The 25,804-nt window shown below is 65.4% G+C and carries 20 protein-coding genes and 1 pseudogene; 10 read left to right on the forward strand and 11 right to left on the reverse strand.

The window, feature by feature from the left end; all coding sequences use genetic code 11:
- Positions 1-32: 32 nt before the first annotated feature.
- Positions 33-842: a mechanosensitive ion channel family protein gene (locus tag BGI01S_RS19060; RefSeq protein ID WP_042327548.1), complete on the reverse strand. Its 810-nt coding sequence runs from the start codon at positions 840-842 to the stop codon at positions 33-35.
- Positions 843-985: 143 nt separating this feature from the next.
- On the opposite strand from BGI01S_RS19060, the gene BGI01S_RS19065 reads away from it, so the two are divergent.
- Positions 986-1,210: a hypervirulence associated TUDOR domain-containing protein gene (locus BGI01S_RS19065; RefSeq protein ID WP_042327549.1), complete on the forward strand. Its 225-nt coding sequence runs from the start codon at positions 986-988 to the stop codon at positions 1,208-1,210.
- Between the two features lie 102 nt (positions 1,211-1,312).
- Here BGI01S_RS19065 and BGI01S_RS19070 read toward each other — a convergent pair whose 3' ends face one another.
- The 3 genes from BGI01S_RS19070 to BGI01S_RS19080 form a co-directional block, all read right to left on the reverse strand.
- Positions 1,313-3,025, reverse strand: coding sequence for a putative bifunctional diguanylate cyclase/phosphodiesterase (locus BGI01S_RS19070; RefSeq protein WP_042327550.1), 1,713 nt, complete (start codon positions 3,023-3,025; stop codon positions 1,313-1,315).
- 168 nt (positions 3,026-3,193) lie between these two features.
- Complete coding sequence (locus tag BGI01S_RS19075) at positions 3,194-3,703, reverse strand: GAF domain-containing protein (RefSeq protein ID WP_042327551.1); 510 nt, start codon at positions 3,701-3,703, stop codon at positions 3,194-3,196.
- 198 nt (positions 3,704-3,901) lie between these two features.
- The gene (locus BGI01S_RS19080) at positions 3,902-4,324 is read right to left on the reverse strand and encodes a TOBE domain-containing protein (RefSeq protein ID WP_042327552.1); all 423 of its coding nucleotides are present in this window, start codon (positions 4,322-4,324) and stop codon (positions 3,902-3,904) included.
- Between the two features lie 205 nt (positions 4,325-4,529).
- Here BGI01S_RS19080 and BGI01S_RS19085 point away from each other — a divergent pair, with 205 nt between their 5' ends.
- From BGI01S_RS19085 to BGI01S_RS19100, 4 genes are all read left to right on the forward strand, one after another.
- Positions 4,530-6,164, forward strand: coding sequence for an SH3 domain-containing C40 family peptidase (locus tag BGI01S_RS19085; RefSeq protein ID WP_042327553.1), 1,635 nt, complete (start codon positions 4,530-4,532; stop codon positions 6,162-6,164).
- Positions 6,165-6,334: 170 nt separating this feature from the next.
- Positions 6,335-6,808, forward strand: a complete 474-nt coding sequence (locus tag BGI01S_RS19090; protein WP_042327554.1) for a VOC family protein — start codon at positions 6,335-6,337, stop codon at positions 6,806-6,808.
- Positions 6,809-6,867: 59 nt separating this feature from the next.
- Positions 6,868-7,341 (forward strand): VOC family protein, encoded by a 474-nt coding sequence (locus BGI01S_RS19095; protein WP_042327555.1) that lies wholly within the window; start codon positions 6,868-6,870, stop codon positions 7,339-7,341.
- A gap of 128 nt (positions 7,342-7,469) precedes the next feature.
- A complete protein-coding gene (locus tag BGI01S_RS19100) occupies positions 7,470-8,678 on the forward strand; it encodes an MFS transporter (RefSeq protein ID WP_042327556.1) in 1,209 nt (402 codons plus the stop codon).
- 281 nt (positions 8,679-8,959) lie between these two features.
- Here the strand turns inward: BGI01S_RS19100 and BGI01S_RS19105 are convergent, their stop codons facing one another.
- Together BGI01S_RS19105 and BGI01S_RS19110 are read right to left on the reverse strand one after the other, a co-directional pair.
- On the reverse strand, positions 8,960-10,414 hold the full coding sequence (locus BGI01S_RS19105) for an HdeD family acid-resistance protein (protein WP_042327557.1): 1,455 nt from the start codon (positions 10,412-10,414) through the stop codon (positions 8,960-8,962).
- Positions 10,415-10,796: 382 nt separating this feature from the next.
- On the reverse strand, positions 10,797-11,720 hold the full coding sequence (locus tag BGI01S_RS19110; RefSeq protein WP_042327558.1) for a recombination-associated protein RdgC: 924 nt from the start codon (positions 11,718-11,720) through the stop codon (positions 10,797-10,799).
- 193 nt (positions 11,721-11,913) lie between these two features.
- On the opposite strand from BGI01S_RS19110, the pseudogene BGI01S_RS19115 reads away from it, so the two are divergent.
- Both BGI01S_RS19115 and BGI01S_RS19120 read left to right on the forward strand, forming a co-directional pair.
- Positions 11,914-12,461, forward strand: a pseudogene (locus BGI01S_RS19115) (ester cyclase).
- An 84-nt stretch (positions 12,462-12,545) separates the two neighbouring features.
- On the forward strand, positions 12,546-12,866 hold the full coding sequence (locus BGI01S_RS19120; protein ID WP_042327559.1) for a hypothetical protein: 321 nt from the start codon (positions 12,546-12,548) through the stop codon (positions 12,864-12,866).
- A gap of 84 nt (positions 12,867-12,950) precedes the next feature.
- On the opposite strand, the gene BGI01S_RS19125 is transcribed toward BGI01S_RS19120, so the two are convergent.
- Positions 12,951-13,796, reverse strand: coding sequence for a glycosyltransferase family 2 protein (locus BGI01S_RS19125; protein ID WP_042327560.1), 846 nt, complete (start codon positions 13,794-13,796; stop codon positions 12,951-12,953).
- Between the two features lie 312 nt (positions 13,797-14,108).
- Between BGI01S_RS19125 and BGI01S_RS19130 the strand changes: the two genes are divergently transcribed.
- A complete protein-coding gene (locus tag BGI01S_RS19130; RefSeq protein WP_042327561.1) occupies positions 14,109-15,398 on the forward strand; it encodes an O-antigen ligase family protein in 1,290 nt (429 codons plus the stop codon).
- A gap of 54 nt (positions 15,399-15,452) precedes the next feature.
- On the opposite strand, the gene BGI01S_RS19135 is transcribed toward BGI01S_RS19130, so the two are convergent.
- Positions 15,453-16,529, reverse strand: coding sequence for a glycosyltransferase (locus BGI01S_RS19135; protein ID WP_042327562.1), 1,077 nt, complete (start codon positions 16,527-16,529; stop codon positions 15,453-15,455).
- A 184-nt stretch (positions 16,530-16,713) separates the two neighbouring features.
- On the opposite strand from BGI01S_RS19135, the gene BGI01S_RS19140 reads away from it, so the two are divergent.
- Positions 16,714-17,736 carry a glycosyltransferase family 2 protein gene (locus tag BGI01S_RS19140; RefSeq protein WP_042327563.1) on the forward strand — a complete coding sequence of 341 codons (1,023 nt, stop codon included), beginning with the start codon at positions 16,714-16,716 and terminating at the stop codon, positions 17,734-17,736.
- Positions 17,737-17,744: 8 nt separating this feature from the next.
- On the opposite strand, the gene BGI01S_RS19145 is transcribed toward BGI01S_RS19140, so the two are convergent.
- Both BGI01S_RS19145 and msbA read right to left on the reverse strand, forming a co-directional pair.
- Positions 17,745-18,800: a glycosyltransferase family 2 protein gene (locus BGI01S_RS19145; protein ID WP_042327564.1), complete on the reverse strand. Its 1,056-nt coding sequence runs from the start codon at positions 18,798-18,800 to the stop codon at positions 17,745-17,747.
- A gap of 321 nt (positions 18,801-19,121) precedes the next feature.
- Complete coding sequence (gene msbA / locus BGI01S_RS19150; protein ID WP_042327565.1) at positions 19,122-20,924, reverse strand: lipid A export permease/ATP-binding protein MsbA; 1,803 nt, start codon at positions 20,922-20,924, stop codon at positions 19,122-19,124.
- Positions 20,925-21,166: 242 nt separating this feature from the next.
- Between msbA and BGI01S_RS19155 the strand changes: the two genes are divergently transcribed.
- Positions 21,167-21,928, forward strand: a complete 762-nt coding sequence (locus BGI01S_RS19155) for a glycosyltransferase family 2 protein (protein WP_042327566.1) — start codon at positions 21,167-21,169, stop codon at positions 21,926-21,928.
- Positions 21,929-21,999: 71 nt separating this feature from the next.
- On the opposite strand, the gene dnaE is transcribed toward BGI01S_RS19155, so the two are convergent.
- Positions 22,000-25,569 (reverse strand): DNA polymerase III subunit alpha, encoded by a 3,570-nt coding sequence (gene dnaE / locus BGI01S_RS19160; protein WP_042327567.1) that lies wholly within the window; start codon positions 25,567-25,569, stop codon positions 22,000-22,002.
- Between the last annotated feature and the right edge of the window lie 235 nt (positions 25,570-25,804).

Below are 25,804 nucleotides of genomic sequence, written 5' to 3' on the forward strand. Positions count from 1 at the left end.
GTGGCGCATCAACTTGCCCGCAACGCGTCGTCCTAAGCCGCGACCGGACACCCCGCCTGCTCAAGCACCGCTTGCGCATGCTGCTGCAGATCGCCACTCGCGAGCGGGGCATCGGGCGTGCGTACCCATGCGGCGATGCGCAGCGTTGCGCCGCCGTCGTCCGGATAGTTCGCGACGGTAACGACCGGCGCAAGCGTCGCTCCGCCGAGCACACGCGGTTCGTCGGCCACCAGTTTCTTCAATTCGCCGATCGCGGCATCGACGTCCTTGCGCTGCGCCAACTCCACTTCGACCTCGATGCGTTGCGTGCCGCCGCTACTGTAGTTGATGACCGGATTGCTCCAGATCTGACTGTTCGGCACGAACACCGCGTTGCCGTCGCCACGCTCGATCCGCGTGGTAAACAGCCCCACCTCGCGTACGATGCCGGCCGCCGCGCCACTGCCTTCGATCACGTCGCCGACGCGAAACGGCCGCAGCAACAGCAGCATCATGCCGGCCGCGATGTTCTGCAACGTGCCTTGCAACGCGAGGCCGATTGCGAGACCTGCCGCGCCGAGCACGGCAAGCACGCTGGCGGTCGCGATACCGACTTCGCCGAGCGCCGCGATGAAGGCCAGCACGCGCACTGCCCACGTGCCCATCGCGGCGAGCATCGGTGCGAGCGTCGGGTCCGCATGCGTGCGGGCCAGCGCTTTGGCGAACATCGCGCCGATCCGGTTCGACAGCCACCAGCCGACCACGACGATCAGTACGGCCAACGCGACATGAAGAACGTCATGCGTCATCGTGACGAGCAGCGACGGTTGGAAATGCAATAGACGGGCAAGGAGATCGTTCATCGTGAATGTGCGTTCCGTGGCGGGAAATGTGCTCCCGATGCGAGGCAGCAGAATGCGTTCCCGGCCCGAGGCGTAAAACGCTACGAGGCATACGGCTTGCTGCGTTGCTTATCCGCATCCCTCAAGCAAAAAGGAGTAGCCCGATGTCCACGCGTTTCAAACTGCACGACCGCGTCAGTTGGAACACGCCGCAAGGTATGACGCAAGGCAAGATCGTGCGTGTCATTTCTACTCACGCGACGGTGGACGGCCGAACCGTCGACGCGTCGAAATCCGACCTGCATTACGAAGTGGAAAGCGAGAAAAGCGGCAAGCATGCCGTCCATCGCGGGGACGCGCTGCAGCGTCTGCAAGATCGGAAAGAATGAGAGGGACGCGACCCGAGCGATGAACGCGGCGTCAACCCGGACAAAGGTGGACAAAGGGGCCACGACATTTGATACGGATCGCTAATCAAATCCACTCACGTATCACGTCGTACCGAGCGGCTTCAACACATTGCGTAGCGCGGCAATCGTGATCGGCCGTGAAAACCAGAAGCCTTGCGCCTCGTCGCAACCGAGCGCTTCCAGTTGCGCGGCCTGCTCGGCCGTCTCCACGCCTTCGGCCGTCACGCGCAGTTTGAGCGCGTGCGCCATCGCGATGATCGCACCCACCAGCGCCGCGCATTGCGGGTCGGTGCTCATGCCCATCACAAACGAGCGATCGATTTTCAGCCGGTTCAACGGAAAGCGCGTCAGATAGGCGAGGCTCGAATAGCCGGTGCCGAAGTCGTCCACCGCGACCTCGACGCCCAGTTCGCGCAACGCATGCAGCGTCTGCAACGCGAGCTCGGTGTCGCCGAGCAGTACGCCTTCGGTGATCTCGACTTCGAGATACGACGGATCGAGCGCGGCATCCTCCAGCGCTTCGCGGATCGTCTCGAACAGGTTCTGCCGCTGGAACTGTTGCGGCGACACGTTCACCGCGACGCGCGGCAACGTGCCGGTCTGCCGGAGCAGTTTGCCCGCATCGCGGCACGCGGTACGGATCACCCATTCGCCGATCTGCTCGATCAGACCCGCCTCTTCCGCGACCGGCACGAATTCGACCGGACTGATCAAACCGCGTTGCGGATGATTCCAGCGCAGCAGCGTCTCCACTTGCGCGATGCGTCCGGTCGCGAGCGTCACCTGCGGTTGATACACGAGATGTAGTTGCTGGCGTTCGAGCGCTTCACGCAACATCCGTTCGAGTTCGAAGCGGCGCGCCGCCTGGCCTTCGAGCGCAGTGGAAAAGCGCCGCACCGCATTGCCGCTGACCGCCGAGGCCGCCGACAACGCGACGCCCGCACGACGCATCAACGTCGGCGCATCGCTGCCATCGGCCGGATACGCGACGATGCCGATGCTCGCGGTGACGTTCAGCGTGGTCCCGGCGTAGTCGATCGATTCGGCGATTCGGCCGAGCGCTTCGGCGGCGAAGGCATCGGCCGCCGCGCCGCTTTCGTTGATCAGCAACGCGAACTGCGTGCCGCCGATCGACGCGATCGTGCCGTCGTTCGGAAAGAGACCACGCAGCCGTTCGCCGACGATCTGCAACACGAGCTCAGCCGCGTGCAGACCGAGCGCGTCGCGCAGTTTGCGCAGGTGATCGAGCTCGGCGACCAATACGGTGAACCCGGTGCCGCTGCGCTGGCAGCGCGCGATGGTCAGTTCGAGGCGCTCGGTGAACAGCGTCTGGTTCGGCAAGCGGGTCACGCCGTCGTGGTGCGCGACGTACCAGAGCCGCGCCTCGGATTGCGCGTAGCGCGTCATGTCGATCGCGATGCCGACGTAACGCGTGGCTGTGCACGCCTGTGCGCCGAGTTGCAGCGGCCCGGCGCCGAACGGCGCAAGCGCGAGCACCACGCGAACCGGCGAGCCGTTGCGCCGCACGTAATTCCACTCGCCTTCGTAGCGCGAAGTGATCGACGCCAGCGACGGCAGCTCCGCGTGACGTTTTGCGAGTTCCGCGGGATCGTGCAGCGAGTCGAAGCTACGCCGGCCGATCAGTTCATCGGCGGCAAAGCCGGTCAGTTTTTCGAAGGCGGCGTTGACGGTGTCGAAGGTGCCGTCCGCGGTACAGATGAACATGCCGTAGGGCGCCGCTGCGAGCGCGGCGTTCGCTATGGCGTTCGCTTCGGCGTTGATAGGGTCTTGCATCGCGCCGGCCTTTTTTGTTTGTCCTGACTAGTGGAAGCGATTTGAGCGTGTCTTTCGATGCTTCGCGGCGCATTGGCGGCGGCATTCAGGCGCGGGAAGAAAACCTCAGGCCGCGTATCTCCAGAACGGCTCCACTCCTCGCGCGCATACCCGAGCGTTGCGCGTCGCTCAGGACACCGACGTCGCGCGCGGCAACGCCGCTTCGATGAACACCGCGCACAGCGCTTCCATGCCCTTCGCGTCTTCCGCGTCGAAGCGGGCGACGACCGGGCTATCCACATCCCATACGCCGATCAGCGTACCGTCGGGCGCGACGAGCGGCACGACGATTTCCGATTGCGACGCCGAATCGCACGCGATATGGCCGGGAAACTCGTGCACGTCGCGCACGACCTGGGTCTGGCTGGTTTGCGCGGCCGTGCCGCATACGCCCTTGCCGAGCGCGATGCGCACGCACGCGGGCTTGCCCTGGAACGGTCCGACGACCAGTTCGCGGCCATCGTGGAAGTAGAAGCCGGCCCAATTCAGATCGCTCAGCGAATGGAACACGAACGCGGAAAAATTCGCGGCGTTGGCGATCCAGTCGGTTTCGTCGGCGAGCAGCGCGCGCGCCTGGGCGACCAGTTCTTCGTAGTGCGCGGCTTTGGGCAGATGCGAGGCGGAGGAGACTTCGAACATGACGGCGTCCGTGATGAAAGCGGGAAGAAAACAGCGAGGCGTGCAGTGTAAAGCAAGCGGACGTTTACTTCACGGCGCGCCAGGGGTGCGGGGCGACGCTATCGTGCTGGGCCTCAGCCTGGGTTGCCCAGATGCAGCGATGCGACCCGCGCAGGAACGCGGCCCGGTGCCCCGACCTGAACCTCAAACGCCCGCTGCTTACTCCACGCCGATAATCACGCTCGACGCCTTGAAGATCGCCGTCGCCGCTTTGCCGCTCGCGAGGCCGAGACGCTCGACGCTCTCGTTGGTGATGATCGCCGCGATCTGCGCGCCGCCGGCGCCGATCGTCACTTCCGAATTGACCGCGCCCTTCGTCACCGCCGACACCGTGCCGGCGATGCAGTTACGTGCCGACACCTGGTTCTTCGCGACGTCGACCATCACGATCACCGACGACGCCTTGACCAGCGCAAAAGCCTTCTTGCCGGCGGCGAGACCGAGCGACGTCGCGCTGCCGTGTGTGATGATCGCGACGATCTCGAGACCGTCCTGCGTGCGCAGCGTGACTTCGTCGTTCACGGCGCCGTGTTTGACTTCAGCCACTTCGCCGGCGAATTGATTGCGTGCGCTGGTTTGCATAGCGTGCTCCTGGTTTCGTTCTGGTCTGAAACGGATGCCGGGGCGATGCCTGTCACCCATCGAGATGATGATCCGAATCCGCATGAGAACACAGAAGCGTTGTGCATGGGCGTGCTTAACGTGACGTCCGCGCAACATCGCGCAACGCGGCACGGGCCGCCGACGCCGTATCATCGTGTCCTTCGATTCCACCGTGCCGAGCCCTATGTCCGTTGCCGTCCTGTCCCGCTTCGCCGCTTCATGGCCGAATGCCTGCCGCGCCGCAGTGCTGTGCGCCGCTATCGCGACGCTTGGCGCCTGCAGCAACCTGTCGCCGCCGCGCGACGCGCACGCGTCCGCCGACACCGTCTCGCTGTTCCCAATCGCCCGTTACGACCAGGACGTCGACCACTGGATCGAACCCGACAGCCCCGGCTACGACCAGCCGTTCCTGAGCCCGGCCGATCAGCAGGCGCACTTCAGCGCGCTCTACGCGCGCTACTTCGGCGCCGGCCTGAACGCACCGTCGCCGTGGAATGCCGCTTACGTGACGATGCGCGTGTACCGGCAGCAAGGCGCCGACATTGCCGCGTTGCAGCAGCGGCGTATCGCGAAGTTCGACAACACCGGCAAAAGCGGCGCGGCGCTCGGCTACGGCGAGAACTTCCGGCCGCGCGACAAGGCGTGGATCGACGCGATCGCGCAGAACATGGACGTCGCGCAGTTCACGCAAACGCCGGTCTATCAGCCCGGGCGCCGCGCGATCGCCACCACGAACCTGATGGTGCGCGAGCTGCCGACCATCGACCCGTCGTTCTACGATCATCGCCTGGCCGGCGAAGGCTATCCGTTCGACAACCTGCAGATTTCGGCGGTGCGGCCGGGCACGCCGCTGTATGTGCTGGGCAGCAGCGTCGACGGCGCATGGCATTACGTGCAGACGCCCGATGTCCAGGGCTGGGTGCGCAGCGACGGCGTCGCGCTGGCCGACGACCGCTTCGTCGACGCATGGCGCGCCGCGACCGGCAAAGCGCTCGGCGCGGTGACGGTGGCGTCGGCGCCGGTACGCGACAGCCGCGGCGTGTTTCGCTTCGACGCACCGGCGGGGACGGTGCTGCCGCTGTCGCCGGCGTGGTCCGAAACGCGCGCACAAGCCGCACACGCCACGCACGAGGCGGCACCCGACGCCTCGGCCCGCGACACGGGCAGCGCCGCTCAAGCCGCGGCGACGCGCGAAGTGCTGGTGCCGATTCGCGATGCCGACGGCCGCGCGCTGATCCGCAGCGCCACGCTGAGCGACGCGCAAATCGCGCCGATGCCGCTCGCCGCCACACCGCGCCATCTGGCGATGCTGATGAAGACGCTCATCGGGCGGCCGTATGGCTGGGGCAATAGCGGGCTCTACAACGACTGTTCGTCGGAACTGCAGAGCATTTTCGCCGCGTTCGGCGTGTGGCTGCCGCGCCATTCGTCGACGCAGATGAGCGCTGGGCGCATGACCGACCTGTCCGCGTCGACGCCCGCGCAGCGGCTCGACTATCTCGCCCGGCACGGCGAGCCGTTTCGCACGCTGATCTACATAGGCGGCCACGTGATGCTGTACATCGGCAAGACCACGCGCGACGGCGTCACAGTGCCGGTCGTGTATCAGGACGTGTGGGGCTTGCGGCCAGCGGATAACAGCCGGCGCGCGGTGATCGGCGGCTCGGTGATCCTGCCGCTGTTCGAGCACATTCCCGAGGACGCCACGCTGCAATCGCTGGCGGCCACGCGGACATTCCAGATCAGCATTCTCGGCGCGCCGGGCGGCGCCGCCGCGCCGTCGTCTGCGCCGATGGACGAAGATAATCCGGCGGGTTGAAGCGCGGTTGGCGTACGCAGAGACGACGGCGCTCTCCGCCCCCCACTCCAAAAATATTTTTTCCGGAGTGTCGATCCGGCGTCCCCGAACTCGTCGTAACGTTGAAGACCTGGCTCACGCAGCCGGTCTTTCAACTCGCGAACCTGTTACTTCAACAAGGAGTCACCGTTATGACCAGCGCCGCTGTCAAACCGATCCCCGACGGGATGCACTCGCTCACCCCGTATCTGATCTGCGCCAACGCCGCGGACGCCATCGCGTTTTACACGAAGGCCTTCAACGCCGTCGAACAGGTCCGGCTGCCCGGACCTGGCGGCAAAGTGATGCATGCGAGTCTGAAGATCGGCGATTCGATGCTGATGCTGACCGACGAGTGGCCCGAGCACCAGGCGTTCGGTCCGGCCACGCTCAAGGGCACGCCGGTCACGATTCACCTCTACGTGCAGGACGTCGACGCCAGTTTCAAACAGGCCGCCGATGCGGGCGCCACCGTCCTGATGCCCGTCACCGACATGTTCTGGGGCGACCGTTACGGCCAGTTGCAGGACCCGTTCGGCCATCGCTGGTCGCTCGCCACGCACACGCGCGACCTGAGCCCGGAAGAAATCCAGCAAGCGATGGCCTCGATGAAGTGCGACGGATGACCTGGCGGGCAGCGCGACGGTAACGCGCGGCCCATCCGCCCGACAGCAGGAGAGACGTCATGCAAAAGATTGCGCCGTGCCTGTGGTTCGACGGCAATGCGGAAGAAGCGGCCCGCTTCTATACGTCCGTGTTTTCCGAGTCGCGCATCGCCACCACGCTGCATTACACGGATGCCGGACCCGGGCGGAAAGGCGACGTGCTGGCCGTCACGTTCGAGATCGAAGGCCAGGAGTTCATGGCCCTGAACGGCGGCCCGCAATATCAGTTCACGCCGGCGATTTCGCTGTTCGTGCATTGCGCCTCGCAGGAAGAGATCGACCGCTACTGGGCGAGGCTCCTCGACGGCGGCAAGCCGTGGCAATGCGGTTGGCTGCAGGACCGCTTCGGCGTGTCGTGGCAGATCGCGCCCGACGCGCTCCTCCAGATGCTGCGCGATCCGGACACCGCGAAGGCGAATCGCGCGATGCAAGCGATGATGAACATGGTCAAGCTGGATATCGCGCAACTGGAGCAGGCGTTTCGCGGCGAATAGCACGCGGCATTCGCCGCTTCGAGCCGGCGCGAAGTCTCGCGGCGGCTCGAACTTCTCTCACCGCGAGGCCACGCGCGCGCCATCTTTGATAGGATCGGTCTCGACCCATAAACGGCGGGACATTCACGGTGCGCGTCAACCATCAGGCTTTCTTCTGCTCGCTGTTTGTCGCGCGTCTCGCCGATCAGGTCCTGCTGTTCCTCGTCCCGCTCGTCGTGTTCCAGACGACCCGCCAGGTCTCGTGGTCGGGCCTCGCGTTCTTCATCGAAACGCTGCCGCGTTATCTCGTGTTCCCCTTCTTCGGCGCGCTGTGCGACCGCGTCTCGCCGCTCCGGCTGATGAGGGTCAGCCAGGCCGTGCGCGCGCTCACGTGTTTCGGCGGCGTGGCCGCGTACCTGCTGTTCGGCGGGATTGGCTGGTTGATCGCGCTCTCGGCGGTATGCGGGGTGTTGACGAGCCAGGGGCTGGTTGCGCGCGAAGTGATGCTGCCGCAAATCTTCAGCACGCAGCAGTTTCAGCGCGTGCTCGCCTATTCGCAACTCGCCGACCAGTTGGGTGTCGTCCTCGGTCCGATGCTGGCCGCGCTGCTGCTGGGCCTGTGGCGATGGGAATGGGTGGTCGGCGCGACCGGCGCACTATTTCTCGCCGCCGACGGCGCGCTGCTGCTGTGGCAACGCGCGAGCGGCTTCGCAGCCGGCACTCCACCGCCCGCTCTCACTGGCCATTGGACAATGCCGCTGCGCATCGCGCTACGTCACGTGCTGAAGTTGCCGGGTCTGAAAAAGATCGTGCTGCTCGCGGCCGCCGAGAACCTCGTGATCGGCGTGACGCTTGCCACATCGGCTGCGATGGTGACCGGCTATCACGCGCAATCGAGCCACGCGTACGCCGCGCTGCAAACGGCCGGTGCCGTCGCCACTGTGGTGATCCTGTTGACGATCGCCCGCACCGCATGGCCGGCGAGGATGCTCGGGCGGGTCGCGTTCGTGGCGATCTGCGCGGGCGGCGTGATCGCCGGCGCGAGTGCCGCGCCCTGGGGTTACGCGCTCGGCTTCCTACTGATCGTCGGCTTCGACAAGATGTTCAATGTGTACATTCGCAGCGCGCGTCAGCGGATCATTCCGCCGCAGGACTATGGCAAGACGACCGGCGTGGTGATCCTGTTGAACAACCTGACGCAGCCCCTCGCCGGTCTGCTGGTCGGCCTGTTCTCGGCGCGCACGCAAACCGGCCCGCTGATCGTGACGCTATCGGTGGCGATGGGCGGCATCGGCGCGGCGACGTCGCTCGGCGCCGCTGTGCTGCGGCGCAAACGCGCGCTGGTGCTCGGCGAATGACGGCGCGTTCGTCGCAAGGATATCGGCGGCAGACCGGTCAGCGGGCGGGCGCCGGATCGATTGAATCCGTTCACCGGGCGGTGCCTGGTCGCGCGAAAGTTATCAACAGAATCTGTTCGCAAATCTGTGCATAAGTGCGAGGCAAAATCCGCAACCCGTTGACGCGATTGCCCTTTTCACTGCGATGCCGAAGTTGGGCAGACAGCGGTTATGCGTCGATCGTGCTTCCCCTCCGCGCCACACGTGCGGCACGCAAACAGCACTCGTGCTCCACCTGTGCGTCAGTCCCGCACCGGTCCCGATGCAACGCCGCGCTCCGCCGTCTGCCCCGCCTGAACCGCCGTCGCATTCAGCGCCTCTTCGCGCCATTGCTGCCGCGAATGCATCATCCTGCGGACGGCGAGCCGCGCCATCTTGACCCAGCCCGACGGACGCGGGTCGGCCAGCATGCTGAGCGCACGCGCATAGTCGAGCGTGAGGCCCGGCGTCCACGCCATCGTCGCGGCGCGTTTGCGCAGTTGCGCGGCCACCCACAATTCCGGCGTCGTGATCACGCGCAGAAACGGCCGCCAACCGCCGACGCTGCTCCACACGCGCGCCGATGCGCCTTCGAGCGCCGCCTCCAGCGCGCGCGACACGCTGCTCGAACAGTTGCGATGCGTGAGGTTGTAGGTCGTGTCCTGCCGATACGCGTCCCAGAAGCGGCGCAAGCGCACCGGATCGTAATTGCGGATGCGCACCTGCACTGTCGAAGGACACCATGCCTTCGATTCGGTTTTGTAGTCGGGCTGGAACACACCGGGCACATCGTTCTCGCGCGTAGCGCGCAAGAGCCGCGCGAAATCGTCCGGTGAACGGTCGATCTCGACGCCGGGATACAGGCTGATGTAGATGCCCTCGGGCGATTCGAGCGCGGCATGCCCGGTCGATATCACGCCGTTGCGATCCACCGCCGCGATATAGCGGTCGACGATCGGCTGCCGCCGCGCCTCGCCTTTGGCCGAGCCGACCGGCGTCCACACGTGCACGGTCAACGCCGCTTCGTCGGCGGCGGGCGGGCCGTCCCATTCGAGCGTGACCGGGCGGCCAGATGGCGCCGCGCTCGCCGCGGCCTGCGCGCGCGCGGCGTGGGCGTCCGCCGCCTCGTCCTCGGCCGCGCCGTTCGCCGCCACCGCCGGGTTCGACGCGAGACGCCGCACGCGCGTGCTCAGCAGAATCAGGTTCCAGCCGCCGAACATCAAGCCGAGGCCGAGGCAATACGGCACCGTGCCCACATAGTGCGTCGGGAACGGCTGAAAGAAGAAAATCGCCAACGCGATTTCGACGCCGCCGCCGATCATCGCGAGGCGCCACGTGCGATAGCGGACCACCCTCGCGGAGACGATCTGCAACAAGCCGTCGGCGAGAAAGAGCGTGCCGAAGATCATCGACAGAACGAAATGGCCGTGGTGATGGCCGGCGAGAATCAGCGACGCCGCGAAGCAGAACGCGAAGCCCTTCACATAGCGCAGCGTGCGTTGTCCCCCCATGCCGGTCCACGCAACGGCCAGCGTGCAAAGTCCTTCGAGCAGCAGCAATAGTGCGAATGGCGTGATCGGAAAGTAGAGCGCGTTATCGAGCGCGTCGATGAATATCGCTGCACCGACCAGCACGCTCAGCCAGCCGACGATCCGCAACGACCGCCAACGGGTCCGCAGATAATCGACCCCCAGCAGAATCATGACCAGACGAACCATCGCAAGCCCTCCCAGGCCGATGCAGGTATTCGATCCCCATCTTATACACATTCGGTGGGCGGGATGATGGGAGGGGTGCGAGCGTGCGAGGGACTGCGCGGGGCGAAGCGCGATGTGTGTGAGCCCAGGCCTGAATGGCTGTGTGCCGTTGCGGCGACCCGCATTCGATAACGATGCGCGCGCGTGGCACCTGCTGATTGTCGTGCGGTGTGCGAAAGAAGGACGGCGGATTTTCAACCGCTTATGCCATCAGCACGCGCAGTGCGACGGCCGGGATATTAAAGGTGATTCTGATCGAGCCAGATTCGGCCATCGCTCATCCGACTCGATCGACGCGGCGCGGCGCAGCACAACGCGCCGGCCTCGAACTACCCGAGGCGAATCAGGCCGCCGCAGCTTGTGGCAGCGCATTGCCCTGCTCGCCGCCCAACGCGTCGAGCAGATCGCTCAGCATGCGGTCGAGTTCGGCGGTCATCAGCGTGACGTCGGAATCGAAACGCTCGTCGTCGTTCTGCGCGGTCGGGTCGCTCGCTTCCTTCAGCACGTCGAGCGGCGTGATGCGCTTGATCGTGAGCGAAGGCGTCAGCACGAACGACACACGATCGTTCCACGTCATCGCGAGGCGCATGCACTGCTTGCCCGCTTCGATGTGGCGGCGCATATCTTCGGTGTCCAAAGTATGTCCGACATAGCGCACGGTCGCGTTGCCTTCGGTCGGCGAGCGCAACTCGGTGTCCTGATCGAGCGTGAAACCCGCGGGACCTTCGCCGGACAGCAACCAGTCGGTCATTGCCGCGACCGGCGATTGCGTGACGCGCACCGTACCGAGCGGCAACTGATCGATCGATTTCACCAGCAGCCCGCGCACTTCGTCTGCGACGGTTTGCGACGCCGCGTCAATCACTAGCCAGCCGTTCTTGCAGTCGATCCACACGCGCGTGTCGCGGCGGATGCTGAATGCGCGCGGCAGCAGTTCGTCGGTGACCTGCTCCTTCAATTCGCGCATCTGCTTGCGGCCGGGTTTGAAGCCCTGCTGTTCCTCGAGCTCGAGCGCGCGCGCCTTGGTCACCTGCGTGACGACCGACGCGGGCAGCAGCTTCTTTTCGGCGCGGAACACCAGCAGCATCTGGCCGTTGAGCGCGTACACCAGCGAATCGTTATCGCGCGGCGACGCCCAGCCGTGGCTTTGCATCTCGACGCTATTGCCAGGGGCAAACGCGTGCGGCGCGAGCCACTTCTGCATCTGTTCGGGGGTGACGGACCACGGAGCGGGAAGACGGTGCAGCTGAAGGTTTTTGAACCACATGGGCGAGGTCGTTTCCGGGCAAAGCGCGCCATTCTATATGACGAAGGCGTCGGCGAGTTCGCACGGACCACGTCGAAGGAACGGCCATTTTCAAATCAAGGAGGAAAATCCTTTAATCACGAGCCCGATTATCAAACGCGGCCGTTAACTGGAGAATCTGTTTCATCCACTTACACTTCTTCCGGGCATCTTCATGACCCCTTCCCCGATTTCGCGCCTCGCCCGCCACGCGCTGCTGGCCCTCGGTCTCGCCGGCTCGCTGGCCGCCCACGCCGCGAGCGATGCCAACCTGCCCGCGCCGCACCATCTTGCCGTCGATGCCGCCTCCGCCCAAAGCGACGACGTCGTGCAAACCGCTCGCCGCTATGCCGCGTTCTGGGACACGGGCGACGTGGTCTACGCGAAGCTCGCGCTGTCGCCCGAATTCGTCGATCGTACGTTGCCGGCTGGACGGCCCCAAGGCCCAGACGGTCCGTTGCAGGCGTCGAAGGGATTCCGCGCGGCCGTGCCCGACCTGCATGCGGAAATCGACGACCTCGTGGTGGCCGGCGACCGCGCATCGGTGCATCTGCATTTCCGTGGACATTTCACCGGGCAGTTTCAGAACCTGAAAGGCAATGGCCAGACGGTCGACTTCCAGGCGTTCGATCTGTACCGCGTGAGGGACGGGCGCATCTCGAAAACTGGCACCTCGAAGACAATCTGACGCTGCTCAGGCCGCTCGGCGCGATCGAGCCGTAATGGTTTTGCCGTACCGTCTTCGAGCGCGTTTTGCGTGCGAATCACCTAGACTTTCTGATAAGCGCGACCCAGACGGAGGCGGCCATGGCCGAAGAAAGCGCACCTTGGCAAGTGGTGGAATACGAGGGCTTCGAGATTCACGTGGCGCCTTTCCAGAAGAATCCGCCCGACGAAACGAAGCTGTCCACCGCGTCCGATAACCGCTACACGTACGTCGGCTATGTCTGTCATCCGGGCGCCGATCCCGCGATCCCCGGCCATGCGGTGCCGTTTCATCCGGACGGTGAGGAGAGCTTCGCCGGCAAGGACGAAGCGCTCTACGAAGGGGTGCATGTGGGACGCAGCATCGTCGACGGCACGCATCCGGATCTGACGGTGCTGCCGCTGGTGACGGGCGGCGTGTGATGCACGTGCAATCACGGCATGGCCCGTGGCGGCGAAACACGTCGCGCCAGTCACCGCGCGCCCACCCGCGTACCGCCGCGCCGGCTAGCTGAACGCCCGCTTGATCCGCGACTTCAACAACGCGCGGCGCAGACGTCCGGTCCGCTCCGGCTCCACGACCGCCAGTCCGCCCTCGACGGCGGTGCCGCGGCGCAGATAGTAGCGATCGAACGTGGCTTGCGTCATGCCCCACTTGTTGAGGAACTGCCGACGCCCGTCGTTCTTGACGACCTTGCCAGTGCTCTTCTGCTGGAAGTGGTACACCAGACTGTCGCCGACGCCGAGGAACAGCCGGCAGCCGGCGTCCCACAGCTTCATCGAAAAGTCGTTGTCGCTGCTCATGCCCGGACTCAATTCGCTACTGTAGCCGCCCACCTTGTGCCACCAGTCGCGATGCACGAGCGTCGGCGGCCACGTCGCGCCGCGCCAGTCGGCGCGCACGAGCTGCGGCGTCGCGGCGACCAGTTCGTCGGCGCGGAAAGTCTCCACGTCGCGGCCAAAATTGCGCACCACCACGCACGGATTGCCGGAATCGACCGGCTCAACCATCGTGCCCGACAGCATGAACAGGTTGTCGGCGGGCATCTGCGCGAGACGCTTGACGAGCGCGTCGTCCCAGCCGGGGCAGCAGTACATGTCGTCGTTCATGTAGACGATGTAGTCCCGCGTCGCGCGCGCCGCCGCGAGGTTGACCGCGTGGCAGATGCCGATGTTGCCCGGCGACGCGGTATGTTCGATGCCCTCGTCGCGCACCCACGCGAGCGTGCCGTCCGAGCCGTCGTTGACGTGCACGATGATCTGATGCGCGTGGGTCGAATGACGCCGCAGGCTCTCGATCACGAGGCGCAGGTAAGGCAGGTTGTTCCAGGTCGGGATGATGATTGAGAACATCGATTCGGTCCGTTGAGCTGGGTGCGGGCGCGACATGCGCCGCGCGCCGGCCATGAGTTTGGCGGCGATTGTACCGCCGCTGGTCGGATGGACGGCAAATACCGGCGGGTGCCGGGGAGCCGGGTGCCGCATGGGTGGTTCCGCCTCCTCCCGCCCCCACCAACTTCCAAGGTGTGACAGCAAGCATTCTGCAAGGAGGGGCACGGTTATAATCGCGATCGCTCTACCGTCTTGAAAAAACGACTCTCAATGGTCCGGCTCCCTCAGCAACTCCACCACCGGAACGGTAGTGTTCATATAAATCGTTGCCCTATGATTTTTGCTTCCAGTCTGGTCTGGCTCTGCACAGCCCTGCTGTTTCTTGCGCCCGCGGTCAATCTGATGTGGCGCGGCGGCACCGGCTACTGCTTTTTCGCAATTCTCGCGCTGGCGCTCGGCGCCGCCGTCGTCAACCGACGCCTGCCGGGCTATTTCTCGGCGCTGCGCACTTACCGCTGGTTCACCGTCGGCATGCTGGCAATGGTCGCTGCGATCGGCGTCCAGCAAATGCTGTTCGGCTACTGGCTACCCCGACAGTTCGACGCGTTGTCGCGCTTCGTATTCGCATTGCCCATCTTCCTGCTGCTGCGGCAATTGCCGTCGCGCAATCTGCGCATGATCGGCTGGGGCTGCGCGGTCGGCGCGCTGGCGGTCGGCATCTGGGCGATCGTCGATCAGCCCGCCGGCGGCTGGACCGATGCGAATCGTCTGAATAACTCCTATACGAACGCGATCCCGTTCGGCGATACCGCGCTGCTGCTCGGGTTCCTGTCGGTCTTCACGCTCGGCTGGGACCAGCCGCGCGACTGGCGCGTGCTGGTGCCGCGTTTGCTCGCGCTGGCGGGCGGCGGCTATGCGTCGTATCTGTCGGGCACGCGCGGCGGCTGGCTGGCCGTGCCGGTGTTCGTCGTGCTGCTCGGCATGCAGTACCAGTGGTTCGCGCACAAGAAGCGTCTGTTGATCGCGACGCTGGCAATCGTGATCGGGGCCGGCGCGCTGCTGTCGACCGAGCGCATCCAGAAGCGCCTCAGCGAAGTGTCGACCGACGTGTCGATGCTCCACAAGGGCGAGGACTACACGTCGGTGGGACTGCGCCTGCAATTGTGGAACGCGTCGCGGCTGATTTTCGTGCATCACCCGGTGTACGGGGTCGGCAAGGGGCATCTGGCGGAAGAACTGGGCGTGCTGGCCAAACGCGGCGAAGTGAAGGCCGAGATCGTCAACGAACGCGCCCATAGCGACTTTTTCTCGACACTCGCCGAGATGGGCGCGATCGGCGTGACTTGCCTGCTGCTGTTCTATTACGGGATCTCCGTGTATTTCTGGCGGCACCGCCATTCGGGCGACCCGGCGACTCGGGCGGCGTCCTACGCAGGGCTTGCGGTCGCCACTAGCACCGTGATTTTCGGCCTGACCATCGACGTGCTCGTACCGATCATGGTCACGGTGCTGCTCGCACTGCTGGTCGCCACGCTGCTCGCGGTGATCGATGCCAGAAAGCGCGAACTGCAGGGTGCGCCCGGTTCGCGTGCGGAGCGTCGGGCCGTTGGCGACAAGGTCTGAGGTCGCACCCTTCAGCCACGCCCGCCGCGCGTGCGTGGCGCGCATCCACCCCACTCAGCGCGTGAACACCTCATAAAGCGCGGCGACATGCGCGTCGACGCTCGGGTCGTACACCAGACTGTCGAGCGGCCGCGCGATCCGCGCGCCGCCGCTGCGCACGCGCTCCACCGCCTGCTCGATCGCACGCTCGAAACTCCCCGCCGACTGCCGCGAGAACTCGATCTTCGCCGCGCCGGTGACGGTCTCCGCCGAACCGACGTTGTCCGCGATCACGAGCGGCGTGCCGCACATCACCGACTCGACCCCGACGAGGCCGAACGGCTCGTACGCCGAAGCGACGACGGTGAAGTCGGCGGCCGCGAACAGCTTTTCGATCTCCTTGCTGTAGCCGACATAGCGGATCGTGTCGCTCGTTTTCGGCACCGGCCGGCCGGCAACGACGAGGCACACCGGCAGCGTGGTCCGCGCGAAGAACGCCTCCAGCAGCGGATAGCCCTTGCGCTCGTGACTGGTCGACGAAAACACGAAGATCACGCGGTCTTCGGGCAGATCGAACTGGCGGCGCACCGCAGCGCGCGCTTCGTCGGCGAGCGGCTGGAAACGCGCGTCGACGGGCGGATAAAGTACGTCGATGCGCTCCGCCGGCACGCCGTAAAAGCGCTGCAACTCGCGGCTCATCAACTGTGAATGCGCGACGATCGCACGCGCCTGCGAATAGACGCGCCGTTCCAGTTCGATCTGCCACTCGTCGCTGCGGCGCGCGCGGCGCCCGGCAGCTTCGAGCGAACCGGGATGCGTGCCGCCGCACAGCGCGACGTCGGCATGCGTCGAGTGATTGATAGAGAACACGCAGCCGGGCCGATGCCGTCTGAGGCGCTGCTTGAGCCGCCAGTCGAACGCGAGGTTGCGTAGCTTGCGCGGCGCCCAGCGCACGTTCAGCGGCTGCGCGTCGATCCACGCCGCTTCGGGCAGGCTGCGGTCGATTTCGCGGGCGAATAGCGTCGGACGCAAGCCCATCCGATGCAGGCCGGCGATCACATCACGTGTGTAGCGCTCGGCGCCGCCGCTGTTTTTCAGCGCCTGAGCGGTCAGCGCGATGTCGGTAAGGGGACGGCGGGTCGGGTCGGACAAGGATCGGATCTCGGTGAAGGGCACACACGCGCACATGCGGCGCGGCGGGTTGGTCCAAAGCAGCGGCAATTGTAAAGGATGCCTCGCGCCGCGCTCCGCGCTCCTCGCCGCTGATTGCGGCCCGTGTCGCGCAGCCCCGCCGCCACCGATTAAAATCTAGCCCAATTGCCACCGCTCCGACTCCATGACCGATAGCCTGTCGCCCCCGCCTTCGCCCGTATCGGCCGCCGAACGCCCGCTGGTCACGATGCTGCTGATCGCCTACAACCAGGCCGGGCAGATCGGCGACGCCGTGCGCTGCGCCCTCGCGCAGACCTATCAGCCGCTCGAAATCATCATCTCCGACGACGCCTCCAGCGACGCCACCTTCGCCGCGATCGAAGCGGCGTTGGCCGGCTACGACGGCCCGCACCGGGTGAGCGTGCGGCGTAACGCGGCCAATCAGGGCATCAGCGCGCACCTGTCGCAGATCGCACAGCTGGCGCACGGCGAACTGCTGTTCGTCGCTGCGGGCGACGACATGTCGGCGCCGACCCGCTGCGAGCGCGTGGTCGACTTCTGGCTCACGCACGAGCGGCGTCCCGACCTGATCGCCACCGATCTCGCCGACATGGACGAAGCCGGCCACGTCCACGAACGGCTGAGCCCGACCGAGCTCGACACCTACCGCAGTTTCGACGACTGGCTGGCGCGCCGTCCTTGGCTGATCGGCGCGGCGCACACGTGGTCGCGGCGGCTGTTCGAACGCTTCGGGCCGATGCTGCCGGGCGCCGCCGCCGAAGATCAGATCATGGTGCTGCGCGCCATTCTCTCCGGCGGGGCGCTGAGTCTGCGCGAGCCGCTGGTGCGCTACCGGCGCGGCGGGCTGTCGCGCAAACGCCGCTATGCGTCGGTGGATGAGTTGATCGCGCGGATGCGCCAGAGCAATCGCTATGGATTGGCGGAGCTTGCGCAGTTGCAGCGCGACGCCGAAATCGCCGGGCTTGGCGAGCGCATGCGCGCGGCCATGGCGCCCAAGCTCGCGCGCGAGCAGTTTATCCACGCGATGTTCGAGGCGGGTGGTATCGGGGAGCGGATCGGCCTGCTGATGCACAGCGCCGGCGTGAAACTCGGGCTGCGCATCCGCATTTTTCTGTACGCGAGCTGTCCGGCGGTGTACGCGCCGGGCATCTGGCTCAAGCGCGTGGTGCGCAAAGAACGCCGCTGAAACCGCGCTTACAGCGCGCCGCGCGACGCACTACGGCGACGCCGCAACCGGCGTCCGAAACTCGGCCCCTGCGCGTCGACGCCGAAGCTCAGCACGCTGCGGCGCAAGCGCCGCATCATCTTCACCGCGCGCACGAAGGTCTCGCCGGTGTGGCTGATCAGCACGAATTCGAACGCGCCGCGCCAGCTTTCGATGCCGCGCGAGAACGCGTGCATGTCGTCGCGCGCGTCGACCGGCAGTTCCGCGCCGAAGCGCCGCGCGAACAGGCGGATCTGATCCGCGATGCCGTCGATCTGTCGCCGCCTGCTGGCGCCGCGCCGCCGCGCCGCCTCGACGCCGCATTCGTCGCGCGCGCTGGCGCCAGGCCGTCGATTGGTCGCGCTAGCGCCGACCGCATTGCTGTCGTGCTGGCGATATTTGAGGTGCGGCGCCGCGACGTGCCGGATCTCGCCGAACGACGCGACCACCATCGCGAGCCACCAGTCGTGCATCACGATGCCGGCCGGAAACGGCAACGCGCGCTCCAGCGCGGCGCGATTGAGCAGCATCGCGCAGCCGGGCACATGGTTACTCAGCAGAAAATCCCGAAGACGCTCGGCGCGGCGTGACTTCGCGGTGATGTCGAACAGCGATTTCGACAGACAGCACAGCGTCGCATCCACCAGCTCGATGTCGCAGAAAGCCAGCGCGGGCGTGGACTTGCCTCGCGCGCGCTCCGCTCGTTGCAGATCGTGCATCAGGTCGGCGACTTTCGCGGGCGCCCACACGTCGTCCTGATCCGCGAGCGCGATGTAGTCGCCGCGACAACCCGCCAGCGCGCGCTCGAAGTTGCCCACGATGCCGACCCGCTCGCCGTTGCCCACCAACCGCACCGGCACGCGCCCGGCATGGGACGCGAGGAGCTCGCGCGTGCCGTCGCTGGAGGCGTCGTCGGACACCACCACTTCGAGATTCGGCCAGCTTTGCGCCTCTAGCGATGCCAGAAGCTCAGGCAGATAGGTGCGGCCGTTGTAGGTCGCAAGCGCAATGGAAACCAGCGGCGCGCCGGGGTCGTTGTGAAACATGGGGGGTCGGATCTCCGCGACGCGGGACGATGGCAGGCCGCCAGCATGCGATTAGTGCGACAAATACGCAACGAATTGAGGCAAAAACGCAACACTGCCCCGAAAACGGGGCTAGCGGGTCATGGGGCAAGCGGCGGTAAGGAAGAACCGGTCCATCCGGCCGCCGGGCGCTAGCACTGGGGACGGCACCCACGCCGCAAGCATTCTGGTGACCACGCCGCGCGCCGGATTTGCCGCTAGCTGGCGTGGGGAAAATCCCAATGACGGCGAGGGGTCGCGGCCGCTCAGTCGCCTCGACTGAGCGGCGCTCGAATGGGCGGATCAGGCCGCGTTCTGCTGAAACTGGATACGGTGCAAGTGCGCGTACAACCCGTCCTGCTTCAGCAATTCGCGATGGCTGCCGCGTTCGACGATGCGCCCCGCTTCCATCACCAGAATGCGGTCGGCGCGCTCGATGGTCGACAGGCGGTGCGCGATCACCAGCGTCGTGCGGCCCTTCATCAGCGTTTCCAGCGCGGCCTGCACGTGACGTTCGGATTCGGAATCGAGCGCCGAGGTGGCTTCGTCGAGGATCAGGATCGGCGCATCCTTGTAGATTGCGCGCGCAATCGCGAGACGCTGCCGCTGGCCGCCCGACAGCATCATGCCGTTATCGCCGACCAGCGTCTCGATGCCGTTCGGCATCGCCTCGACGGTGTCCCACAGATTGGCCGCGCGCAACGCGGCCCTGACCTTCTCCGGATCGGCCGTCTGACCGTACGCGACATTATTCGCGATCGTGTCGTTGAACAGCACCACGTCCTGGCTCACCATCGCGATCTGGCTGCGCAGCGCATGCAGGCCGTAGTCCGGCAGCGCCACGCCGTCGACCAGAATCGCGCCGCCGGTCGGATCGAAAAAGCGCGGCAGCAGATTCACCAGCGTGGTCTTGCCGCTGCCCGACGGGCCCGCGAGCGCGACCATTTCGCCCGGCGCCACCTTGAACGACACCTGGTTCAACGTGTGACGGTTGTGCGTCGTGCTCGTGCCGTTGGTGCTGTACGTGAACGACACGTCGCGGAATTCGACCTCGCCGCGCGCGCGCTCGAGCGGCTTGCCGCCGCCTTCCGGTTCGGACGGCTCGTCGATCAGACCGAAGATCAGCTCGCACGCGGTCATCCCGCGTTGCAGCGGCTGGTTCACGTCCATCAGATGCTTGAGCGGCGAGATGATCAGCAGCATCGACGTGACGAACGCGACAAAACCGCCGACCGTCGTCTGATCCGACGACGACTGCACCACCGCGATCGTGATCACGACCGCCAGCGCGATCGACGCGAGGAACTGCGTCAACGGCTGCGCGAGGCCGCCGGAGACCGTCATACGCATCGCGTAGCCGCGCAGGCGCTTGCTCATCGCGGTGAAGCGGTCGATCTCGTACTGCTCGCCGTTGTGCACCTTGACGACCTTGTAGCCGCCCACCGACTCTTCGACGATGTACGACAGCTCGTTGGTCAGCAGTTGATGCTCGCGGTTCAGACGCCGCAAGCGGCGATTGATCTTGCCGACCAGCCAGCCGATTCCCGGCAACAGCACGGCGACGATCAGCGTGAGACGCCAGTTCAGATAGAACAGATAGCCGAGCAGGAAGATCACCGTCAGCGAGTCGCGCACCAGCGTCACCATCACGCTCAGCAGCACGTTGAGAATCTGGTTCACCTCGAAGACGATCGCGTTGATCACCGTGCTCGCGGTCTCGCGCTGGAAAAACGCGACGCTCGTGTGGATCATCCGATCGAACATCTTCAGGCGCAGTTCGAGCAGAATCTTGTTCGACACGTACGCGAGCAGATAGCCGGACGCATACTGCGACACGCCGCGAATCAGCGCGAGACCGATCACCGCGACCGGCACGAACCACTTGGCGTTGTCGCTCGCATGCGCGCCGAAGCCCTTGTCCAGCAACGGTTTGAGCAACGCGGGGATGGCGGCGTCGGTGCCGGCGCTGACGGCCATCGCGACGATCGCGCCGACCACCACCCACAGCAGCGGCTTGATATACGGCCACAGGCGCCGGAAGACGACGGCCGGCGACGACGCCTCACCTGAACCGATGGGTTTGCTTAACGTTGGCTTCGCGCTCAAGGAATCCTCTGTGAATGCGGTACGGCTTCCGCGCGGCGCACCGGGTGGGCGGCGCGGGAATGTCAAAAAAGAGCATTGTAATCGGTTGGTGGTGACGGCCGGGCGCAAGGGGCGGGTCGATTGAGCGGTGGGAGCGGACGGGCCCGATAAGCCGGCTGTGTATACTCGCGGGACTCATTGCCCAACCCATTCCCATCACCGCGCGTTCGCCGCCACGCGAACTCAGCCCACGCAACCCAGGTATGCAAGAAACCACTCTCGGCGTCGCCATCATCACCCGAAACGCGGCGGCGCGGCTGGCCGAATGCCTGCAAGCCGTGGCCTTCGCCGATCAGATCGTCGTGATCGACGGCGGCAGCACCGACGGCACCGCCGACATCGCCCGCGCGCATGGCGCCCGCGTGATCGAACAGACCGACTGGCCGGGTTTCGGCCCGCAAAAGAACCGCGCGGTGGATGCGCTCGGCACGAGCTGGATTCTGTCGATCGACGCCGATGAAATCGTCTCGCCGGAACTGGCCGCCGCGATCCGCGCGGCATTGATCGCGCCCACCGCCGACGTCTACGCGGTCGACCGGCTATCGAGTTTTTGCGGCCACTGGATTCATCACAGCGGCTGGTATCCGGACTGGATTCCGCGTCTGTTCAAACGGGGCGCCGCGCGTTTCTCCGACGACCTCGTGCACGAGCGCCTGGTATTCGACACGCCAGCGCAGCGTCTGACCGGCAAGCTGATGCACTACTCGTACGAGGACTTCGAAGGCGTGCTGCGCAAGCTCGACGCGTATTCGACGGCGGGCGCGCAGCAACGTCACGCGGCGGGCAAGCGCGGCAGCTTCGGCAAGGCGCTCGGACGCGGCGCGTGGGCGTTCGTGCGGACCTATCTGCTGCGTCGCGGTTTTCTGGATGGCCGCGCCGGCTTCATGATCGCGGTGTTCAATGCGGAGACGGTGTACTACCGGTTTTTGAAGCTGGCGCGAATGGGTGAGGAGACGCGGCGGTAGGCCGGAAAACTTCACCACCGCGGCGCCGGCCGGAATCGGTTCGCCCGAACCAGGCGAACCCGAACCAAACCTCAATAAACGATCTCGATCGAGCTTCCCGCAAACTCGCCGCGCAACGCGGCAAGCAGTTCGTCGGTCGGCTTCACGCGCCAGGCGTCGCCCAAACGCATTTCACCTTGCGCATTCTCGCTGCGATACACCACCTGCACCGCGAGACCGTTTGGAATCTGCACCGCCTGACGCTGACGGTCGTTGCCATAGCCACCGCCGTTGCGGCCACCACCGCCACCACCTCCGCGCGATGAAGCCGCTGGCGCCGCAGCCGCCTGCTCGTCCTTGCCCGCGCTATGCGCTTCGAGCACACGGCGCAACGCCAGCGCGTCGGCATTACCGTTCATCTGAACCTTCACGGCTTCGGCGTAGCGGCAACGCGCGCGGCCCAGATCCATCACCGTATCGACGGTGAAGCGGATACCGCCGGTGAACGCGTCGTTACGCGCCTGGCCTTGCACGACCAGCAGTTCGTCTTCCTTGAACAGCTGCTTGTGCGCTTCAAAGGTCTCGTTGAACACCGTGACTTCGCATTGGCCCGTGCCGTCGTCGAGCAGCGCGATCAGCATCTTGCCGCGCTGGGTCATCTGCGTGCGCAGCGATGCGATCACCCCGGCGACCAGCTTGTCGCGCCCCTCCTTCAACTCGCCGATCTTCTGGCGCACGAAGCGGCGCACTTCATCCTTGTACGCGTCGAACAGATGGCCCGACAGGTAAAAGCCGAGCGCGGCCTTCTCTTCCTGCAGCTTCTTCTTTTCCGGCCATTCCGGCTCGTCGACCAGCTCGTGACCTTGCGACGGCGCGTCACCCATGTCGAACAGACCCGCCTGCAATGCATTGGCGCTCGCCTGCTCGGCCGCTTCCATCGCGAGCGAAACCGACGCAATCAGTTGCGCGCGATTCGCGTGCAAGGTATCGAACGCGCCCGCGCGGATCAACGCCTCGATAGTGCGGCGATTGACGATGCGGCGATCAACCCGGTTGCAGAAATCGAAGATGTCGATGAAAGGACCTTCTTCGCGCGCGCGCAGGATTTCTTCGATCGCGTTCTGGCCGCTGCCTTTGATCGCGCCCAGGCCGTAACGGATCGTTTTCGAGCGCTTGCCGTCGGGTTCGGCGACCGGCTCGAAGCGATACGCGGACAGATTCACGTCCGGCGGCAACACGGCCATCTTGTTCGTCAGACAGTCTTCGAACAGGATCTTGACCTTGTCGGTGTCGTCCATGGCGAGCGACATATTCGCCGCCATGAATTCCGCCGGATGGTGCGCCTTCAGCCACGCGGTGTAGTACGCGAGCAGCGCATACGCGGCCGCGTGCGACTTGTTGAAGCCGTAGCCCGCGAACTTCTCCATCAAGTCGAAGATTTCGTCGGCCTTCTCGGCGGTCAGGCCATTCTTCGCGGCGCCCTGGCGGAACAGCTCGCGATGCTCGGCCATTTCCTCGGCCTTCTTCTTACCCATCGCGCGACGCAGCAAGTCGGCGCCGCCCAGCGAATAGCCGCCGATGATCTGCGCCATCTGCATCACCTGCTCCTGGTAGACCATGATGCCGTAGGTCTCTTTCAGAACAGATTCGACGCGCGGGTCCGGATACTCGACCACTTCGCGGCCGTGCTTACGCGCGCAGAAGCTCGGGATCAGGTCCATCGGGCCCGGACGGTACAACGCGACGAGCGCGATGATGTCCTCGAAGCGGTCGGGCTGCGCGTCTTTCAGCATGCCCTGCATGCCGCGGCTTTCCAGCTGGAACACGGCGACCGTATTCGCTTTCTTCAGCACCGAGAACGACGCGGGGTCGTCGAGCGGCACCTGGCCGAGCGACCAGTCCTGCTTCGACGGATCGAGACGGCGGATATAGCGCTCGGCCCAGTCGAGAATCGTCAGCGTGGTCAGACCCAAAAAGTCGAACTTCACGAGGCCGACCGCTTCGACGTCGTCCTTGTCATACTGGCTGACGACGCCGCTTTCGTCGCCCTGCGTGTACAGCGGGCAGAAATCGGTCAGCTTGCCCGGCGCGATCAGCACGCCGCCCGCGTGCATGCCGACGTTACGCGTGAGGCCTTCGACGCGCTGCGCGAGTTCGATCAGCTGATGCACTTCGTCTTCGTTGTCGAAGCGCTCCTGCAACAGCGGCTCTTCCTTCATCGCGTCGGCGATCGTGACGTGCTTGCCTGGCTTGAACGGGATCAGCTTGGCGATGCCGTCCGTGAACATGTAGCCGAGATCGAGCACGCGGCCGATGTCGCGCACCGCCGCCTTCGCCGCCATCGTGCCGAACGTCGCGATCTGCGACACGGCGTCCGCGCCGTACTTTTCCTTCACGTACTGGATCACGCGGTCGCGGCCGTGCTGGCAGAAGTCGATGTCGAAGTCGGGCATCGACACCCGTTCCGGATTCAGGAAACGTTCGAACAGCAGGTTGTAGCGCAGCGGGTCGAGATCCGTCACGCCAAGCGCGTAAGCGACCAGCGAACCCGCGCCCGAACCCCGGCCAGGTCCGACCGGCACGCCGTTGTTCTTGGCCCAGTTGATGAAGTCCGCGACGATCAGGAAGTAGCCCGGAAAGCCCATCTTGATGATCGTGCCGCACTCGAATTCGAGGCGCTCGTAATACGTGGCGCGCTGTGCGGCGCGCTCGGCCTCGTCCGGGTACAGCTGTTCGAGACGCTTTTCAAGGCCCTCTTTCGACAGCTGCACGAGGTAGTCGTCGAGCGACATGCCGTCGGGCGTCGGGAACAGCGGCAGCTTCGGCTTGCCGAGTTCGAGCGTGAGATTGCAGCGCTTGGCAATCTCGACCGTGTTGGCGAGCGCCGACGGAATGTCCGCGAACAGCGCGGTCATTTCCTCCTGCGTGCGGAAATACTGCTCGGACGTAAAGCGCTTCGGACGGCGCGGATTCGCGAGAATGTCGCCTTCGGAAATGCACACGCGCGCTTCGTGCGCGGTGAAGTCGTCGGGCGTCATGAACTGCATCGGATGCGTGGCGACTACCGGCAATTTCAGCGACGCCGCCAGCGTGACCGCCTGCTGCACGTACTGCTCGCCACCCGGCTGACCGCAACGTTGCAGTTCGATATAGAAGCCGCCAGGAAACACCTTTGCCCAATGCAGCGCGTTGCGTTTCGCCGCTTCCACGTTGCCGGCCGCGAGCGCGAGACCGACGTCACCCTGTTGTGCGCCCGACAACGCGAGCAGCCCTTCGCCGAGTCCCGATTCGAGCCAGCCGGCCTCGACTTCGGCGCGGCCGCGATACTGGTTCGTGAGCGATGCCTTGCTGAGCAGCTCGCACAGATTCAGATAGCCGCGCCGGTCCTTGACCAGCAACAGCAGACGGGAAGGCTTGTCGCGGTCGTCCGGATTGGTGATCCAGACGTCGCAGCCCGCAATGGGTTTGACCCCTTTGCCACGGGCTTCCTTGTAGAAACGGACGAGGCCGAAGGCGTTGCCGAGATCGGTGAGGGCGAGCGCGCCCTGACCGTCTTTGGCCGCGGCCTTGACGATGTCGTCAAGACGCACGATGCCATCGGCAATCGAGAATTCGGAGTGAACGCGGAGATGAACGAAGCGGGGATCTGACATGGGCGACATTGTAACTCCACCCTCCCGGAGTGTTCAGCGCAAAACCTGGCGTTAGCCATACGGCCTAGGACGCGAACGCCGCAGCGTCTCAGCGAGGGCGTTTATGGCGCCGTGAACAGGTGGCCGCGACTGCGGCGACGTGACCATCACACGCAAGTTGCCGGACGATTTGCGCTAGCGCAACCGGCTGGCCATTCGGCCGAGTCGGGGAAAACGCCGGCTTGAGGGATAATACGGGTTTCGC

It is taken from the genome of Paraburkholderia ginsengisoli NBRC 100965, from assembly GCF_000739735.1.
GTDB lineage: Bacteria > Pseudomonadota > Gammaproteobacteria > Burkholderiales > Burkholderiaceae > Paraburkholderia > Paraburkholderia ginsengisoli.